This is a genomic window from Vibrio crassostreae 9ZC13 (genome assembly GCF_000272045.2).
In the GTDB taxonomy this organism is placed as follows: Bacteria; Pseudomonadota; Gammaproteobacteria; order Enterobacterales; family Vibrionaceae; genus Vibrio; species Vibrio crassostreae_C.
On sequence record NZ_AJYZ02000019.1, the window covers coordinates 1,704,899 to 1,721,960 of the forward strand.

The window sequence follows — 17,062 nt, forward strand, 5'->3', positions numbered from 1 at the left end:
ACCGGCTGGATAATTTATATGTGCAAGTGGATTGGGTCTTATGCTGAAGGCAGCAAGTTTTGTCTGAATTCGCCCAATAAATCACTAACAAATTGAATTCGCTTCCGTCTGTCGACCAATGGTATCGTAAACTTGAACTTTGTTGGTCCTTCCATTGAAAACTTTTGCGGTTGAGATTGCAACAGTTTAACAAGGTAGGTCGGGTTTATGTCAGCATCCGGGTAGAATTCTAAGAATCCACCCTTATCGTGGGCTTCAATTTTCTTCGCTTTGATAGACGCTGCGGCTAATTTTAGCTCAGAAACTGATAACAAGTTCTTGGTTGCATCAGGCAGAAGGCCGAAGCGATCAATCAGCTCGACTTTCAACTCTGCCAATTCGTCGGTGTCACTCACACTCGCAATACGTTTGTATGTTGATAAACGCGTGTTGATGTCTGGAATATAGTCGTCTGGCAATAGTGCAGGCAGACGCATCTCAATTTCAGTTTGTTCACGCAATAGATCATCAAGCGAAGGCTCTCGACCTTCTTTCAACGCTTCAACCGCTTGTTCAAGCATCTCCATGTACAAGGTGAAACCAACCGACTGGATTTGACCACTCTGTTCATCACCCAACAGCTCACCCGCACCACGAATCTCTAAATCGTGAGTTGCTAGGGTAAAGCCTGCGCCCAAGTCTTCGAGCGAAGCTATCGCATCCAATCGCTTGATCGCATCTTTGGTCATTGCTTTAGGGTGTGGCGTTAACAAGTAAGCATAAGCTTGGTGGTGCGAACGACCTACACGACCACGTAATTGGTGCAGCTGTGCTAAACCAAGGTTATCGGCTCTGTCCATCAAGATGGTATTTGCCGTTGGTACGTCGATACCGGTTTCAATGATGGTTGTACACACCAGTAAGTTGAAGCGCTGGTGGTAGAAGTCATTCATGATGCGTTCCAGTTCGCGCTCTCGCATCTGGCCATGAGCTACAGTCACGCGCGCCTCTGGAATCAGCTTTTGCAATGACTCTGCTGTTTTCTCAATCGTGTCGACTTGGTTGTGTAGGAAGTAAACCTGGCCACCACGCATGATTTCACGCAGCACCGCTTCTCTGACGATGGCATCATCACTCTCGCGAACGAAGGTTTTAATTGCCAAGCGTCGTGCGGGTGGTGTAGCGATGATCGAAAGGTCACGCATGCCACTCATTGCCATGTTCAGCGTTCGCGGGATCGGTGTCGCAGTAAGCGTTAGAATATCGACATCCGCACGCATCGCTTTCACTTTCTCTTTCTGACGTACACCAAATCTGTGTTCTTCATCGACAACCAGCAGGCCTAGGTCTTTAAACTTAATATCGCTCGAAAGCAGCTTGTGAGTCCCGACTAGGATATCCACTTTACCGTCGGCGACATCTTGCATGATTAGTTTTTGCTCTTTAGCTGATTTGAATCGGGATAGAACCTCAACACGAATCGGCAAGTTGGCGAAACGGTCACGGAAGTTTTCGAAGTGTTGCTGAGCAAGTAGAGTAGTAGGAACTAAAACCGCTACTTGTTTGCTGTTGTCGGTACAAATGAATGCTGCACGCATCGCGACTTCGGTTTTACCAAAGCCAACATCACCACACACCAAACGGTCCATGGCTTTGGCTTGGCACATATCAGACATAACAGCATTGATGGCCATCGCTTGGTCATCGGTTTCTTCAAACGGGAAGCCAGATTTGAAGGTTGCGTATTGCCCGCGATCTAAAACAAATTTATAGCCAGGTTTAAGCTCACGCTTGGCGTAAACATCCAGCAGCTCTGCAGCAACGTCACGTACTTTTTCAGCGGCACGCTTACGCGCTTTTTGCCACGCCTCACCACCTAGTTTGTGTAGCGGTGCAGAATCTTCGGCGCCACCAGAGTAACGTCCAATAAGGTTCAAAGACGCAACGGGCACGTACAGCTTGGCATCGTTTTGGTACTCAAGTGTCACGTATTCTGTTTTCATGCCACCGGCTTCGAGTGTCTGCAAGCCGATGTAGCGACCAATACCGTGGTCAATGTGCACTACAGGTTGACCTGGTTTAAGTTCGGCTAAGTGACGAATGACAGTGTCGCTGTTAACACTTTTTTTGTCTTTCTTACGGCGCTGAACAACGCGATCACCCAACAGGTCGCTTTCACAGATAAGGGCGATGTTTTGCTCTTCATGGATAAAACCGTGTTCAGCAGAGCCAAGGATGAGGCTGAACTTGTCTTTGCCTTTAATTGAGGCATCGAGGTTTTCAACTTCGCTTGGTCGTACTTTAATACCACGAAGCAGTTCACTCAGCGCTTCACGACGACCTTCTGATTCAACCGAAAATACTACTTTGCCGTCGAAGGCTTCTGTGAACTTTCTTAGGTTAGCTAAAGGTTCTTTATTTTGATGCTGAACACTGAGATCAGGAAGAGACACAACCGGAAGGTTGGTACGTCCAGCTTTCTCTTCAATTGAATCTAAGCTCAGATTGACTTGTGGCTTCTGTTTGAAGTGTGCGAACAGCTCGTCTTTCTTCAGCCACAGTTGTTCAGGCGTGAGAAGTGGCCGTAATGGGTCAACACCGCGCTGTTCGTATCGATGAGCAACGTCCGTTAGGAATGAGTCTACTGCAGTCTCGACATCACCTAGAATCAGCAGTTGCGCTTCATCGGCAACGTAATCAAACAAGGTTTCTGTGTGATCGAAGAACAGTGGTTGCCAATACTCAATACCAGCAGGCCATGTGCCTTTAGATACCTGCATATAAACCGATTCTGGTTCGCGGCGGGCATCAAACTGTTGGCGCCAACGAATACGGAAATCTTCAATTGCCGTTTCCGAGGTTGGGAATTCGTGAGCAGGCAGCAGGCGGATCTCAGAGATGTCTTCAATAGAACGTTGGTTTTCAGGATCGAAGGTACGAATGGTATCGATCTCATCATCGAAGAAATCGATACGATACGGGTCTTTGCTGCCCATCGGGAACAGGTCGAGAATCGAACCACGACTTGCGTATTCACCTGGGCCAAACACTTGATCAACGTAGCGATAGCCGGATTTTTCAAGCTGTAGGCGAAGTTTCTCAAGCGAGTAGAGATCGCCCGTTTTCACCATTAACGTGTGTTGTAGCAAAAAGTCTCGCGGTGACTGGCGTTGCAATAACGTGCTGATCGGAACGATCGTGATGCCATCTTTTAATGTTGGCAGTGCGTAAAGGCGTGCGATACGATCTGAGATGATCTCTTGGTGCGGCGAGAAGCTATCGTATGGCAGCGTTTCCCAGTCAGGGAATAATGCGACTTCATGTGCCGTAAACTGTTCAATTTCAGATTGAAGCTTAAGCGCCACTTGTGGGTCGGGTACTGCCAAGACGGTATGGCTGTTGTGTTGCTCTGCGAGTTTGGCAATGGCAAGAGCGAGAGACGAACCGACTAGGTTACCGATGTGCTTTTTGTCACCGGCACCTTTAAGTTTAGGTAGTGTAAATATGGATTTTTTGGTCATGTTAATTTACTTGTTATCTCGGTCTAGAGAGCGTTGACGCAAGAGTTTCTGTTGTTGATAAAGTGCCGCTTTAATTAGCAGGTCTTGGTCGGTATCGCGAAGATGAGCGTATTTAAATTTGATTTCGAAACCTGAGTCTTTCGCCTCGCTAGCAAATACTTCTGCGTAGCAATAAATGGCTGCAGCTGGGTGCTCTAGAAAAAGTTTGGCTTTTACTAAGCGACCCGGTTCGATGTCTGCTTTTGAAAAGCAGGAAAACTGACTCGCACCAAATGAATAGGTGTGAGTGCGAAATTTCTCATCATCTTGCTGCGATAACATAAAGCTCAACAAGAGGTTTAATTTTGAGTTTTGTGCATCCAATAAACTGGTGACATTCTTCAAGTCGCTGTTTTTCAGTTCCGCTCGAGCGCTGTCAGCTAACAGATCCAATTGGCTAAATTCACTTGCCACCACAAATGGTGCTGGGATCTCAGATTCGAATTGAATTTGAGAAGGTAAAGTGAAGCCGCTGTCCATTGGTTCAATATTAGCGGTAAGGCTATGGTGAACGGTGAAAAACTCTTGTTCTGTCATGCGTTAGTTCCTTGAAGTGATCTATTGATTATCGCTATGTGGCCGCAGTAATCAAGGTCAGTTAATTGAAAGTCTCAAATAGTTGTTTGAAATCTGGCTATTTGACAAGGTTCTGTTTTTCAAGCCTAACTAATTGAGTTAATTCACTCTATATTTTCAATTAACCCCTACACAGTAACAGCAATACCCGTTACATTAACCCGCATCCCCTTTAGATGGTTCAAAGTATGTTTCATCCTATTTCGTTGTTTGTTGGCCTACGCTATTTGAAAGGCCGTTCAGGTGATCGCTTTAGCCGTTTTGTTTCTTATATGTCGACGGCAGGTATCACCATTGGTGTGCTGTCTTTGGTTACTGTTTTATCGGTAATGAATGGATTCGAAGCGCAGTTAAAAGACCGAATTCTTGGTGTTCTTCCTCAAGCGGTGGTTTATGAACAAGGAGGCACGACCTCACTTTCTGAAAAAGCCCCAAGCTTCGCAGAACAAATTTCGCTTAATGGTCATGTTGAACCGATTGTTCGCAGTGAGGCAGTGATTCAGAGCCCTGCTCAGCTTTCTGCTGGCCTTTTGATTGGCATCCAACCCAATTCTGATGATCCACTTCAAGACCACTTAATCGCGGGTCGCTTGTCTTCACTTCAAGCTGGGCAATATCAGCTGTTTCTTGGTCATACTCTGGCGAGAAATTTGAAGGTATCTATGGGTGACAAAGTTCGCTTGATGGTGACCAGCGCTAGCCAATACACCCCATTAGGTCGTATTCCAAGCCAACGAAATTTCACCGTTGCCGGTATTTTCAATACAGGTTCTGATATCGACGCTCAACTGATGGTGACAGACATCCAAGACGCTGGGCGTTTGATGCGTTATAAATCAGACACTATTTCAGGCTGGCGACTATTTTTTGAAGACCCGTTTGAAGTCGCAGAGTTATCAACTCAGCCATTACCGGAAGGTTGGTTGTGGAGCGATTGGCGTGACCAACGTGGCGAGCTGTTCCAAGCGGTTCGTATGGAGAAAAACATGATGGGCCTAATGCTTGGTCTGATCATCGGGGTTGCTGCATTTAATATTATCTCTGCGCTGATTATGGTGGTGATGGAGAAACAATCTGAGGTCGCGATACTTAAAACTCAGGGCATGACTGACGGCCAAGTGATGGGCATCTTTATGGTTCAGGGCGCGAGTAGTGGCGTGATTGGCGCACTATCCGGCGGCGCACTAGGTGTTGTTCTGGCAATGAACCTTAACCCGATTTTAGAAGCGATGGGTGTTGCTCTATTCTCGTTTGGTGGTCAGTTACCTATTTTGATTAACCCAATTCAAATCGCTGTTGTTGTGGTTCTGGCTATTGCACTTAGCCTGATTGCCACTGTATTCCCTTCTTATCGTGCATCGTCTGTGAAACCTGCTGAGGCCCTTCGTTATGAGTAATTTTCTTCAATGTAATGATATCCGTAAAACGTACCGTGAAGGCTCGTTAGATACTGAGGTGCTCAAGGGAGTCAGCTTTGACATCGAAAAGGGTGAGCTAGTAGCAATCATCGGTACCTCTGGCTCGGGCAAAAGTACCTTACTGCATATCTTAGGCGCATTAGACGATGCTTCTGCGGGCAGTGTGAGTTTTCTTGGTCAAGATTTAGCATCTTTGAGTTCGAATAAGCAGGCGAAGCTTCGCAACCAGCATCTTGGCTTTGTGTATCAGTTCCATCATCTTCTATCTGACTTTTCAGCTTTAGAAAACGTGGCGATGCCGTTATTGATTGGCGGCGAAAAGCCCGCTAAAGCAAAGCAAGAAGCACAACGTTTGTTGGACAAAGTTGGATTGAGTCACCGCGTGGACCACCGACCTTCAGAGCTTTCTGGTGGCGAGAGGCAACGTGTGGCGATTGCTCGTGCATTGGTGAATAAGCCTGCGCTAGTGTTGGCGGATGAACCAACCGGTAACCTTGACCATAACACCGCACTGTCTATTTACGACTTAATGCGTGAACTGAACCGTGAATACGATACTGCCTTTTTGGTCGTGACTCACGATGGTGAACTTGCCGGTAAGATGGATCGCCAACTTCACATGCAAGATGGTTTACTGGTCAACGTAGAAAAAGAGGAGAGCTAAGTGTTTTCCTCTTTATCTCTATTGATAGGCGGCCGATTTAGCCGTGCGAAACAACGAGACAAGATGGTGTCGTTCATCTCATTGTCTTCGACCATTGGTATTGCGGTTGGTGTCGCGGTGATCATTATCGGCTTATCTGCGATGAATGGCTTTGAGCGAGAGCTTCAATCACGAGTACTTTCTGTCATTCCTCATGGTGAATTTGAAGGCGTGAATGAGCCTGTGACTCGTTGGGAGCACGTGATTGAGGAGTCGGTTAAGCACGATAAAGTCGTTGCTGCTGCGCCTTATGTAAAAATTACAGCGCTTGCTGAAAAGGGCAAAGAACTCAAAGCAATTGAAGTTCGCGGCGTTGACCCACAACTTGAGCAACAAGTATCGAGCCTGTCGAGTTTTATCGATAAGCAAGCTTGGAGTGAGTTTAAAGCAGGGCAACAACAAATCATCTTAGGTTCTGGTGTAGCGAATGTGCTGGGTGCGAAAGTCGGTGATTATCTGACTTTGATGATTCCAGCGGTAAACGGTTCTGTGAAGGTTCAGGCGCCAAAGCGTGTTCGAGTGAAAGTGGTTGGCTTGCTGACGCTTAATGGCCAGATTGACCACAGCTTGGCTCTGATTCCGATTGGTGATGCTCAGGTCTACGCCAACTTAGGTGAGGCGGTAACTGGAGTCTCTTTAAAAGTGACCGATGTGCTGAACGCGAACTCTATTGTGCGTGAAGTGGGCAATCAGCTTGATGTGTATGTGTATCTACGAAGCTGGCAGCAGAAGTTTGGTTTCTTGTATCGAGATATCCAACTCGTTCGTACCATCATGTATCTGGTGATGGTACTGGTTATTGGTGTGGCTTGTTTCAATATTGTCTCGACGCTAATGATGGCAGTAAAAGACAGAGCATCAGAGATCGCGATTTTAAGAACCATGGGTGCATCAGACGGCCTTGTGAAGCGCATCTTTGTTTGGCAGGGCGTATTCTCAGGCGTGTTAGGCAGTTTAGTGGGCAGTGCAATAGGTGTGCTAGTCGCTCTTAATCTCACGACACTAATCAAAGGACTTGAAAAGTTGGTCGATCACCAGTTCTTGTCCGGTGATATCTATTTTGTCGACTTCTTGCCATCACAACTTGATATGACGGATGTTGTTGTGGTTTCCGGCACTGCGATTGTGCTGAGTTTACTGGCGACATGGTATCCAGCCTCACGAGCGGCTAAGCTAAACCCGGCCTCGGTGCTTAGCTCGAAGTAATTTTCGAAGTTATACGCTAAGTAAACGTCACGTTGCGCGATAGACTAACGGCATAAACAAAAAAGGATCCCTGATGGGATCCTTTTTTATTGAATTCAATTCGTGTTCTTTACGACTTTCGTTACATGCCAATCTTGCAGAGGTAAGTAGCTCATCCGATTTTAACTTGTGTACGTTTTAAGTGAAGCGCATACAAGGTTAGATTGAATAACAAGAAATGGCGTTCAGTGCCTTGCTTGTCGCTTCTTCCAACTTCTTACTACTGAGTAGCGCCATAAACCGCGAATACCAAAGTAGCCAATCATTGCTGAAACCACGCCACAAATCAGACAACCCAATAAGAACGGAGGCCCTATAGTGCTCATTTGCGCCAAGATGAAGTCCCAAGACAATTCGAAATGGAAGGTTTGCGGTGGCACATGCATAACAAACGCCCCGACTTTATAAGCAAAGTAGAAGAGAACAGGCATGGTAACCGGGTTACTGATCCAAACAAGTGCGACAGCTAAAGGCAGGTTAACGCCACATGCGACAGCAAGGCCTGCAGACATAATCATTTGACTTGGTAGAGGGACAAACGCCATGAATAACCCAACAGCAAACGCGCCAGCCGCAGAGCGACGATTAAGGCACCATAAGTTGGGGTTGTACAAAACATTGCCAAAAACTTTCAATGCTTTCTGACGCTTGATTAGATCATGGTCAGGCATAAATCGTTTGATAAACTTTCTTGGCATAGGAGGAAGCTACTCTCTTGTTTAACACTTGGTTCTTGATTTCATTTGCTGCGACAGTTGTGTCTGCCAGCTTCTGGCCTGTGATGCCACATTGGGTTTGGGCACCATTGATGCTGTTGTTACTGCTAGCACCAACAAAGTATAGCGTTTTCCGGAGTGCAAGAGGTCCAGTAACAGCATTGATACTAGTTATCTGCCTAGGGAATGCGATTGAAATACAAACGAGTCGATTATTCCAATCAGGGCAGAATACTACCATAAATGCGTCGGTTGTTAGCCTTTTTAGTGAAAATAGCCACGGTTTTGAAAGCGTAATAGTAGTCAGATCAATTGGCGGCGAAAAATTAATCTTTCCTCAATTGATAAAATTGCGTTTGTTTACTCCTTTCAAGCTAACGCTTGGAGATGATGTCTATTTATCGGCCTCAATAAAGCCGATATGGGGCAAACTCAACGAAGCCGGCTTTGACCGAGAAAAGTACTTGTTTAGTGCTGGCGTGGTTGCCAATGCAACTTACAGAGCAGATACCAAGTACCGAATTCATTCTAGCACCAACTTACGCGCCCAATGGTTTGAAGCCAGCCTTGAAAGGTTAAGTCTGCTGGCAAATCAAGATCTCATTATCGCTTTGAGTTTTGGATATCGAGACCTTATTCCGCCTCAGCGGTGGGATATGCTTAAAAGCAGTGGCCTGATTCACTTGATGGCTATTTCGGGGCTGCATATTGGGATTGCCTTTGGTATCGGCTATCAGATTGGCAAGATATTAAGGTTACTTTCCCCTTCATTTCTTTGGTTACCTACAATATTCGGGCTCGGCTTGGCGTATTTCTATAGTTGGTTTGCTGGATTCACGCTGCCAACTTTGAGAGCTTTGGTGATGTGCGTTATCGCGAGTTATTTCTTGTGGCGTGGGCAAAATATCAGTTTGCTTCGGTATGTTACTTTAAGTGTGTGCGTGGTTCTGCTGATTTGGCCGTTTTCAGCTTTGTCGAGCAGTTTTTGGTTGTCCTTTGGTGCATTGGGCGCTGTTTTCTATATCGCCTGTAATACTCAGCGCTCAGCTTCAAGCTTTACATTTATCGACCACGCACTCCAACTTATTAAGCTTCAACTGATGCTGACATTCCTTATCGCGCCTTCCTCGATGTTGTTTTTCAAAGGAGTCAGTTTAGTCTCTGTTTTCTACAACTTGTTCCTTTTGCCTTGGGTATCGATGGTGACGATCCCGCTGTTGTTTCTGGCAATGTTTCTAAGCTTAATATCGGAGTCAGTGTCTGGCGTGGTTGGTATAACAGCGCTAGACAATGATTTGGTCAGTCAGCTGTGGAAGTTAGTCGACTTATCGCTTGAGCCTCTCGTATTTAGTCTTCCTTTCTCTGAGCGATTTTGGATCCAAGTCGATAATCAGACGATTGCATTATCAGTATTCCTTATCTTGTTTTTGAGCTTTGTTAGTCGGTATTTCAAGCGAACATTATCGATATTGGTAACTGCAGTGTTTGTGCTGTGGTGGGAGTTCAGCAAACCCCAGCAAGACAAACTAACTATTGATATCTTGGATGTTGGGCATGGGTTGTCTTTGGTCTTGGAAAAGAACAATCAGATTGTTGTTTATGATCTTGGCAATGCGTGGCCAGGAGGCTCGGTTGTTGAGTCTTTGTTGATTCCTACTTTGAATCAGCGGGGGATTTATGAATTAGAAGGCGTGATTGTGAGTCATTTCGATTCTGACCATGCTGGTGGTTATCCGGCATTACTTGAGAACTATACGCCAAAGTGGATAAGAACCAGTCAGAACATTATTCAAGAACGCCAATCTATCACTCAAGCCCCGTCTAATATTCAAACATGTACTATTGGAGAGGTTTGGAACTGGCAAGATGTTGTTTTTGAGGTGTTGTGGCCGCCTAAGCAAGTAAAGAGGGCGTATAACCCACATTCGTGTGTGGTCAAGATCTCAGATCATAGTGCTGATTTCTCAATGTTGCTCACTGGTGATATTGAACTGGTAAGTGAGTGGTTACTTGCTCGTGAAGGAGAACAGCTAAGGAGTGATGTTATGTTGGTTCCGCATCATGGCAGCGATTCGTCATCGATTAAGTCGTTTATTGAGGCGGTTTCACCTCAGCTAGCAATTGCTTCTTTGGCCAAAGGTAATCAGTGGGGAATGCCAAGCAAATCTGTGATTGAACGTTATCATGAAACGGGTAGTGCTTGGCTTGATACCGGAGAAAGCGGACAAATAACCATCACAATCAGTCAGGAAGGTTGGAAATATCATACGATTAGAGAACAACAAGGCAGGCAGTGGTATAGGCAGATGCTTCGTAAGGGAGTAGAATAGATAGATTATTGTGAGAAAATTAAGCGATTCTATGTCAACACAAACAGATGAAACTACCTGGGTCACATTTAAAAGACTTTGGACTTATATTCGACTGTATAAGGCCGGCCTTGGTGTTGCGATTATTGCGCTTATTATAAATGCCGTTTCTGATACCTATATGATTTCTTTACTGAAGCCTCTGCTTGATGAAGGTTTTGGTAATGCTGAGTCAGACTTCCTACGTACACTTCCAATTATCATATTTGTTATGATGTTTGTGCGTGGCGTCAGTGGTTTTGTTTCAACCTATTGCCTCAGTTGGGTTTCTGGCAATGTGGTCATGGAAATTCGTCGTAAGATCTTTAGCCACTTTATGCACATGCCTGTTTCTTTCTTCGATAAAGAACAGACAGGCGCATTGCTATCTCGAATTACTTACGATTCAGAGCAAGTGTCTGCAGCAACCAGTAAGGCGTTAGTCAGTATTGTCCGTGAAGGTGCAAGTATTATTGGCTTGTTGACGCTGATGTTCTGGAATAGTTGGCAGTTATCTTTGGTGTTATTTGCTGTAGCGCCTTTGGTTGCGTGGGCGATCAGTATCGTATCGAAGCGATTCAGAAAGATCTCTAAGAACATGCAAACTAGCATGGGTCACGTTGCTTCTTCAGCTGAACAAATGCTGAAAGGGCATAAAGTGGTTCTAACTTACGGTGGTCAAGATCTAGAAAAACACCGCTTTGATAAAGTTAGTAACCAAATGCGCCAACAAAGCATGAAGTTAATCACTGCTCAAGCGGCCGCTAACCCGATTATTCAAATGATCGCATCAGTTGCGATTGTTGTTGTTCTATTCCTTGCTAGTGTCGATTCTATTAAAGCCGAGCTTACTGCTGGTACGTTTACCGTTGTGTTCTCTGCAATGTTTGGTCTATTACGTCCGCTAAAGGCGTTAACTAACGTAACGTCTGAATTCCAACGTGGTATGGCTGCGAGTACGACTCTATTTGGCTTGATGGATCTAGATACCGAGCAAAACAAAGGGACGTTGAAACCTGAAACTGTAATGGGTGAAGTGGCTGTTAAAGATGTCACGTTTACTTATGACGGTGCAGAGAAACCAGCACTTGATAAGATCAGCTTCAATATACCGAAAGGTAAAACGGTTGCGCTTGTTGGGCGATCTGGCTCGGGTAAGAGTACCATTGCTAACCTATTCACTCGTTTTTATGACGTAGACTCTGGTTCAATTGAGCTTGATGGCCACGACATTCGTGATTACGAATTGAGAAATCTGCGTGAGCACTTTGCGCTCGTTTCTCAAAATGTACATCTGTTTAACGATACGGTGGCTAACAACATCGCTTACGCAGCAGAAGAACAGTATTCACGTGAACAGATCGAATACGCGGCTAAGCTTGCTCATGCAAGTGAGTTTATCGAAGGCATGGAAAATGGCATCGATACCGTTGTTGGTGAAAATGGCGCAAGCCTTTCTGGTGGTCAAAGACAACGTATTGCGATTGCACGTGCTTTATTAAGAGATGCGCCTGTGCTGATTCTTGATGAGGCGACGTCTGCACTGGATACTGAGTCAGAGAGAGCGATTCAATCTGCACTAGAAGAACTGCAGAAAGACAAAACAGTATTAGTTATCGCACACAGACTCTCTACCATCGAGCAAGCTGATGAGATTCTAGTGGTTGATGATGGTCATATTGTAGAAAGGGGCGCACATGCTGAGCTAATCGCGCATGATGGTGCTTATGCACAATTACACCGAATTCAGTTCAGCGGATAAGATTAGGCCTTGTTGTGATCGAAAAGATTTGGTTTAACAATCATCCGTTAAAATACCTTCTTTGGCCGCTACTGTGGCCATTGAGTCTGCTTTTCAAAATGATCAGCGGTCAAAGACGTGACGCCTACCTATCCGGTAAAAAAGAGACCTACCGCCCGCCCTTACCAGTAATTGTTGTTGGTAATATTACCGCTGGTGGCAATGGTAAAACACCGGTTGTGATTTGGTTAGTGGAGGTGCTTCAAGCTAACGGCTTTAAGCCTGGAGTGGTTTCTCGAGGTTATGGGGCAAAAGCGCCAAGCTACCCGTTAGTGTTGGATGAAAACACGCCTGCTGAACACTCTGGCGATGAACCTCGTTTAATTCGAAAGCGAACTGGTGCGCCTGTCGCAGTCGATCCTGTGCGCGCAAACGCGGTAAAGGCTTTGTTTAGCGAAGGGGTTGATGTCATCATCACGGATGATGGCCTTCAGCATTATGCACTTGAACGTGATATTGAATTTGCGGTTATCGACGGTGCTAGACGCTTTGGTAGCGAATGCCTAATTCCTTTAGGCCCGTTAAGAGAGCCTATATCTCGTTTAGATGACGTAGACTTTTTGGTTAACAATGGCGGTAAAGTGCAAGGACGAGAGTTCTCTATGTCTTTGCTACCAAGCCAAGCCGTTAACCTAAAGACCGGTCAGAAAATATCGGTAGCAGAACTACAGAAGTTGGTGGCTTTTGCTGGTATTGGCCACCCACCACGCTTTTTTAAAACATTGGAAGATCTTGATGGTGATGTTGTTTTCACACAGGGCTTCGCCGACCATCAAGATTTTGATAAAGATGAACTTCATGCCTTAGCTAAGAAAGGTATGAATCTGATTATGACAGAAAAAGACGCTGTAAAATGCGAAGAATATGCTCAAGATAACTGGTGGTATCTTCCAGTTTCTGCGCAGTTTGATGAAGATTCGCAACAGCAAATTTTAAAAAGAATAAAAGAGGTTATGGAATACTATGGATCACCGTCTGCTTGAGATCGTTGCTTGCCCTGTATGTAAAGGTAAACTAACTTTTGACAAGGATAAGCAAGAGCTTGTTTGTAAAATTGATCGCCTTGCTTACCCAATTAAAGAGGGTATTCCTGTTCTTTTAGAACCTGAAGCTCGCACCGTTTCAATGGATGAGGGTAAGTAATGTCTTATACGGTTGTTATACCTGCGAGATACCAATCGAGCCGTTTACCTGGGAAGCCGCTTGCTGACATTGGTGGAAAGCCGATGATTCAATGGGTATACGAACAGTCAATGAAAGCGGGTGCCGATACCGTTATTATCGCTACCGACGACGCTCGAGTTGAAAAAGCGGCTAAAGCATTTGGCGCGACCGTTTGTATGACATCACCGAATCATGAGTCAGGTACTGAACGCCTAGCTGAAGTGATTGAAGTTATGAAGATTCCTGATGATCATATTATCGTGAATGTTCAAGGTGATGAGCCACTTATCCCACCAGCGATCATTAATCAGGTTGCGAACAATCTTGCGAACAGTACAGCTCCGATGGCAACACTCGGTGTGGAAATTACTCATGTTGATGAAGTGTTTAACCCTAACGCCGTAAAAGTTGTGACGGACAAAGATGGGTATGCCCTGTACTTTAGCCGAGCTACTATTCCTTGGGATCGCGATGCTTACGCGAACAACGGTACAGCAGCGGAATCTCCACTGCTTCGTCACATTGGCATCTACGCTTACCGTGCGGGTTTTATCAATACCTATATCAATTGGGAACCAAGTACTCTTGAGCGTATTGAGTGCCTAGAGCAGTTACGTGTACTTTGGTATGGTGAAAAAATTCATGTGGCAGTTGCAGAAGAGGCGCCAGCTGCTGGTGTTGATACGCCTGAAGATCTAGAAGCGGTTCGAGCTATTATTGGCTAAGCTTCTTTGAGCTGTTTACAGAACACCGCTGAGCCTTGCTTATTGTGAGGCTTTTTTATGTCTATAGAAAATTGCGAACGTCTCTTATGGATCTAAGCTCGCGTATTGACCTAAGCAAACGGATATTGGGCTGGTTGCATTGGTTTATGCATCATCAACTCGGAATTATCTGAGATTTACCTCGCTCGACTTCCAATTTTTCTCTATAATATGCCGCCTATAAAGTAGTGGCGAATCGCTAGTACAGAATAAAACTTACGACAAAACGTGGAGTAAAAGATGCCTTCTCAAAGCCCAGTGATTACGGTTGATGGACCAAGTGGTGCAGGTAAAGGTACCCTGTGTATGTTGCTAGCAGATAAGCTAGGCTTTCATCTTCTAGACTCAGGCGCGATCTATCGCGTATTGGCTTTAGCGGCAATTCACCATGGTGTGGATACTGAATCAGAAGATGCTTTAGTACCGCTTGCGACACACTTAGACGTGCAGTTTATTGCTGAAGGCGACTTAGTTAAGGTTATCCTAGAAGGTGAAGATGTGTCTGGTGAACTTCGCAAAGAAGAAACCGGCATGGCAGCTTCAAAAGTGGCCGCTTTACCTCGCGTTCGTGAAGCACTGCTTCGTCGTCAACGCGCATTCAGCGCGGCACCTGGTTTGGTTGCTGATGGCCGTGACATGGGAACGGTTGTGTTCCCTGAAGCTGAAGCGAAAATATTTTTAGATGCAAGTGCTGAAGAGCGTGCGAGTCGCCGCCTTAAACAGTTGCAACAGAAGGGGTTAGATGTTAAATTTGACGACCTTTTGAGCGAGATCCAAGAGCGAGACGACCGAGATCGTAATCGCCCAGTGGCGCCACTTCGCCCTGCAGAGGATGCTCTAGTGCTTGATTCCACCTCAATGAATATTGAGCAGGTAGTAGAAAAAGCACTACACTATATTGAATCGAAACTGGCTGGGTAATTTCGCCGAGCTAGTACGAACGTTGGTCGCAAGGATGATGACCGGCGAATTTATCAACCCCATGCGGTAGGATACCCATGGACGTTTAATTATTGAAGATTAAATAATGACTGAATCTTTTGCTCAACTCTTTGAAGAGTTTCTATCTGAAACTGAATTCCAACAAGGCAGCATCGTTAAAGGTACTGTAGTAGCTATCGAGAACGGTTTCGTTCTTGTAGATGCTGGTCTTAAGTCTGAATCTGCTATCCCTGCTGAACAATTCAAGAACGCTGCTGGCGAACTTGAAGTTGAAGTTGGTGCTGAAGTAGACGTAGCTCTAGACGCTGTTGAAGATGGTTTCGGTGAAACTCAACTTTCTCGTGAGAAAGCTAAGCGTCACGAAGCTTGGATCGTACTTGAGAAAGCTTGTGAAGAAGCTGAAACTGTTGTTGGTATCATCAACGGTAAAGTTAAAGGCGGTTTCACTGTTGAACTTAACGGTATCCGTGCTTTCCTTCCAGGTTCTCTAGTAGACGTACGTCCTATCCGTGACACTGCTCACCTAGAAAACAAAGAGCTAGAGTTCAAAGTAATCAAGCTAGACCAGAAGCGTAACAACGTTGTTGTTTCTCGTCGTGCTGTTATCGAATCTGAAAACAGTGTTGAGCGTGACGAACTTCTTGAAACTCTACAAGAAGGTACTGAAGTTAAAGGTATCGTTAAGAACCTTACTGACTACGGTGCATTCGTTGACCTTGGCGGTGTTGACGGTCTTCTACATATCACAGATATGGCTTGGAAGCGCGTTAAGCACCCATCAGAGATCGTTAACGTTGGTGACGAAATCCTAGTTAAAGTTCTTAAGTTCGATCGTGAGCGCACTCGTGTTTCACTAGGTCTTAAGCAACTAGGCGAAGATCCATGGGTAGCAATCGCTAAGCGTTACCCAGAAGGTCACAAGCTTTCTGGTCGTGTTACAAACCTAACTGACTACGGCTGCTTCGTTGAAATCGAAGAAGGCGTTGAAGGTCTAGTACACGTTTCTGAAATGGATTGGACTAACAAGAACATCCACCCTTCTAAAGTTGTTAATGTTGGCGACGAAGTTGAGGTTATGGTTCTTGATATCGACGAAGAACGTCGTCGTATCTCTCTAGGTCTGAAACAGTGTAAAGCTAACCCATGGCAGTCATTTGCAGAAATGCAAGCTAAGGGCGACAAAGTTACTGGTAAGATCAAGTCTATCACTGACTTTGGTATCTTCATCGGTCTAGAAGGCGGTATCGACGGTCTTGTACACCTATCTGACATTTCTTGGAACGCTGCCGGCGAAGAAGCTGTACGTGAATACAAGAAAGGCGACGAAATCTCTGCTGTTGTTCTAGCAGTAGATGCAGAGCGTGAGCGTATTTCTCTTGGCGTTAAGCAAATGGAAAACGACCCGTTCAACGCATACGTTGCTGACAACAAGAAAGGTGTTCTTGTAAACGGTACTGTTACTGCAGTTGACGCGAAAGGCGCTACTATCGAGCTAATCGAAGGCGTTGAAGGTTACATCCGCGCTTCTGAAGTTTCTCGCGACCGTATCGAAGATGCATCTCTAATCCTAAGCGTTGGCGACAGCGTTGAAGCGAAGTTCACTGGTGTAGACCGTAAGAACCGCGTAATCAACCTATCTATCAAAGCTAAAGATGAAGCTGATGAGCAAGAAGCAATGGCTTCACTGAACAAGTCTGAAGAAGGCGCGTTCGGTAACGCAATGGCAGACGCATTCAAAGCTGCTAAAGGCGAATAATAGCTTCTCATTAAGAGAATTATAGCTATCTAGCCAAGAAAGGAGCCGTAAGGCTCCTTTTTTTTTGCTTATTTTTCCGATAGGTCTATA

Annotated in this window: 13 protein-coding genes; 10 read left to right on the forward strand and 3 right to left on the reverse strand. The window is 45.3% G+C overall.

Going from position 1 to position 17,062, the window contains the following annotated elements:
- Positions 1 to 38: 38 nt before the first annotated feature.
- Both mfd and A136_RS08775 read right to left on the reverse strand, forming a co-directional pair.
- Positions 39 to 3,500 carry a transcription-repair coupling factor gene (gene mfd, locus A136_RS08770; protein WP_017065299.1) on the reverse strand — a complete coding sequence of 1,154 codons (3,462 nt, stop codon included), beginning with the start codon at positions 3,498 to 3,500 and terminating at the stop codon, positions 39 to 41.
- A gap of 6 nt (positions 3,501 to 3,506) precedes the next feature.
- A complete protein-coding gene (locus A136_RS08775; protein WP_017065300.1) occupies positions 3,507 to 4,076 on the reverse strand; it encodes a hypothetical protein in 570 nt (189 codons plus the stop codon).
- Positions 4,077 to 4,303: 227 nt separating this feature from the next.
- Between A136_RS08775 and lolC the strand changes: the two genes are divergently transcribed.
- Genes lolC through lolE form a run of 3 tightly spaced genes read left to right on the forward strand, consistent with a single transcriptional unit; the run spans position 4,304 to position 7,442 of the window.
- Positions 4,304 to 5,512, forward strand: a complete 1,209-nt coding sequence (gene lolC, locus A136_RS08780) for a lipoprotein-releasing ABC transporter permease subunit LolC (protein ID WP_017065301.1) — start codon at positions 4,304 to 4,306, stop codon at positions 5,510 to 5,512.
- A complete protein-coding gene (gene lolD, locus A136_RS08785) occupies positions 5,505 to 6,197 on the forward strand; it encodes a lipoprotein-releasing ABC transporter ATP-binding protein LolD (RefSeq protein WP_017060230.1) in 693 nt (230 codons plus the stop codon). The genes lolC and lolD overlap by 8 nt, the downstream gene beginning before the upstream one ends.
- Positions 6,198 to 7,442 carry a lipoprotein-releasing ABC transporter permease subunit LolE gene (gene lolE / locus A136_RS08790; RefSeq protein WP_017060231.1) on the forward strand — a complete coding sequence of 415 codons (1,245 nt, stop codon included), beginning with the start codon at positions 6,198 to 6,200 and terminating at the stop codon, positions 7,440 to 7,442. It begins immediately after the preceding gene.
- Between the two features lie 224 nt (positions 7,443 to 7,666).
- On the opposite strand, the gene A136_RS08795 is transcribed toward lolE, so the two are convergent.
- The gene (locus A136_RS08795) at positions 7,667 to 8,179 is read right to left on the reverse strand and encodes a DUF2062 domain-containing protein (RefSeq protein ID WP_017065303.1); all 513 of its coding nucleotides are present in this window, start codon (positions 8,177 to 8,179) and stop codon (positions 7,667 to 7,669) included.
- A 17-nt stretch (positions 8,180 to 8,196) separates the two neighbouring features.
- On the opposite strand from A136_RS08795, the gene A136_RS08800 reads away from it, so the two are divergent.
- From A136_RS08800 to rpsA, 7 genes are all read left to right on the forward strand, one after another.
- Positions 8,197 to 10,527 carry a DNA internalization-related competence protein ComEC/Rec2 gene (locus tag A136_RS08800; protein WP_032546909.1) on the forward strand — a complete coding sequence of 777 codons (2,331 nt, stop codon included), beginning with the start codon at positions 8,197 to 8,199 and terminating at the stop codon, positions 10,525 to 10,527.
- A 31-nt stretch (positions 10,528 to 10,558) separates the two neighbouring features.
- The gene (gene msbA, locus A136_RS08805; RefSeq protein WP_017065305.1) at positions 10,559 to 12,307 is read left to right on the forward strand and encodes a lipid A ABC transporter ATP-binding protein/permease MsbA; all 1,749 of its coding nucleotides are present in this window, start codon (positions 10,559 to 10,561) and stop codon (positions 12,305 to 12,307) included.
- 14 nt (positions 12,308 to 12,321) lie between these two features.
- A complete protein-coding gene (lpxK, locus tag A136_RS08810) occupies positions 12,322 to 13,329 on the forward strand; it encodes a tetraacyldisaccharide 4'-kinase (RefSeq protein WP_017065306.1) in 1,008 nt (335 codons plus the stop codon).
- Positions 13,310 to 13,489, forward strand: coding sequence for a Trm112 family protein (locus A136_RS08815; protein WP_004736429.1), 180 nt, complete (start codon positions 13,310 to 13,312; stop codon positions 13,487 to 13,489). The genes lpxK and A136_RS08815 overlap by 20 nt, the downstream gene beginning before the upstream one ends.
- A complete protein-coding gene (kdsB, locus tag A136_RS08820; protein WP_017065307.1) occupies positions 13,489 to 14,235 on the forward strand; it encodes a 3-deoxy-manno-octulosonate cytidylyltransferase in 747 nt (248 codons plus the stop codon). The genes A136_RS08815 and kdsB overlap by 1 nt, the downstream gene beginning before the upstream one ends.
- Before the next feature lie 279 nt (positions 14,236 to 14,514).
- Entirely contained in the window at positions 14,515 to 15,195 is a 681-nt protein-coding gene (cmk, locus tag A136_RS08825; protein WP_017060237.1) for a (d)CMP kinase, read from the forward strand.
- 106 nt (positions 15,196 to 15,301) lie between these two features.
- A complete protein-coding gene (gene rpsA, locus A136_RS08830) occupies positions 15,302 to 16,972 on the forward strand; it encodes a 30S ribosomal protein S1 (RefSeq protein ID WP_010439921.1) in 1,671 nt (556 codons plus the stop codon).
- Positions 16,973 to 17,062: the final 90 nt, after the last annotated feature.

What these genes read in the sequence shown, in the direction of transcription:
- mfd (WP_017065299.1), bottom strand. Translation starts at nt 3,500, where the DNA reads ATGACCAAAAAATCCATATTTACACTACCTAAACTTAAAGGTGCCGGT.
- A136_RS08775 (WP_017065300.1), bottom strand. Translation starts at nt 4,076, where the DNA reads ATGACAGAACAAGAGTTTTTCACCGTTCACCATAGCCTTACCGCTAAT.
- lolC (WP_017065301.1), top strand. Translation starts at nt 4,304, where the DNA reads ATGTTTCATCCTATTTCGTTGTTTGTTGGCCTACGCTATTTGAAAGGC.
- lolD (WP_017060230.1), top strand. Translation starts at nt 5,505, where the DNA reads ATGAGTAATTTTCTTCAATGTAATGATATCCGTAAAACGTACCGTGAA.
- A136_RS08795 (WP_017065303.1), bottom strand. Translation starts at nt 8,179, where the DNA reads ATGCCAAGAAAGTTTATCAAACGATTTATGCCTGACCATGATCTAATC.
- msbA (WP_017065305.1), top strand. Translation starts at nt 10,559, where the DNA reads ATGTCAACACAAACAGATGAAACTACCTGGGTCACATTTAAAAGACTT.
- A136_RS08815 (WP_004736429.1), top strand. Translation starts at nt 13,310, where the DNA reads ATGGATCACCGTCTGCTTGAGATCGTTGCTTGCCCTGTATGTAAAGGT.
- kdsB (WP_017065307.1), top strand. Translation starts at nt 13,489, where the DNA reads ATGTCTTATACGGTTGTTATACCTGCGAGATACCAATCGAGCCGTTTA.
- cmk (WP_017060237.1), top strand. Translation starts at nt 14,515, where the DNA reads ATGCCTTCTCAAAGCCCAGTGATTACGGTTGATGGACCAAGTGGTGCA.
- rpsA (WP_010439921.1), top strand. Translation starts at nt 15,302, where the DNA reads ATGACTGAATCTTTTGCTCAACTCTTTGAAGAGTTTCTATCTGAAACT.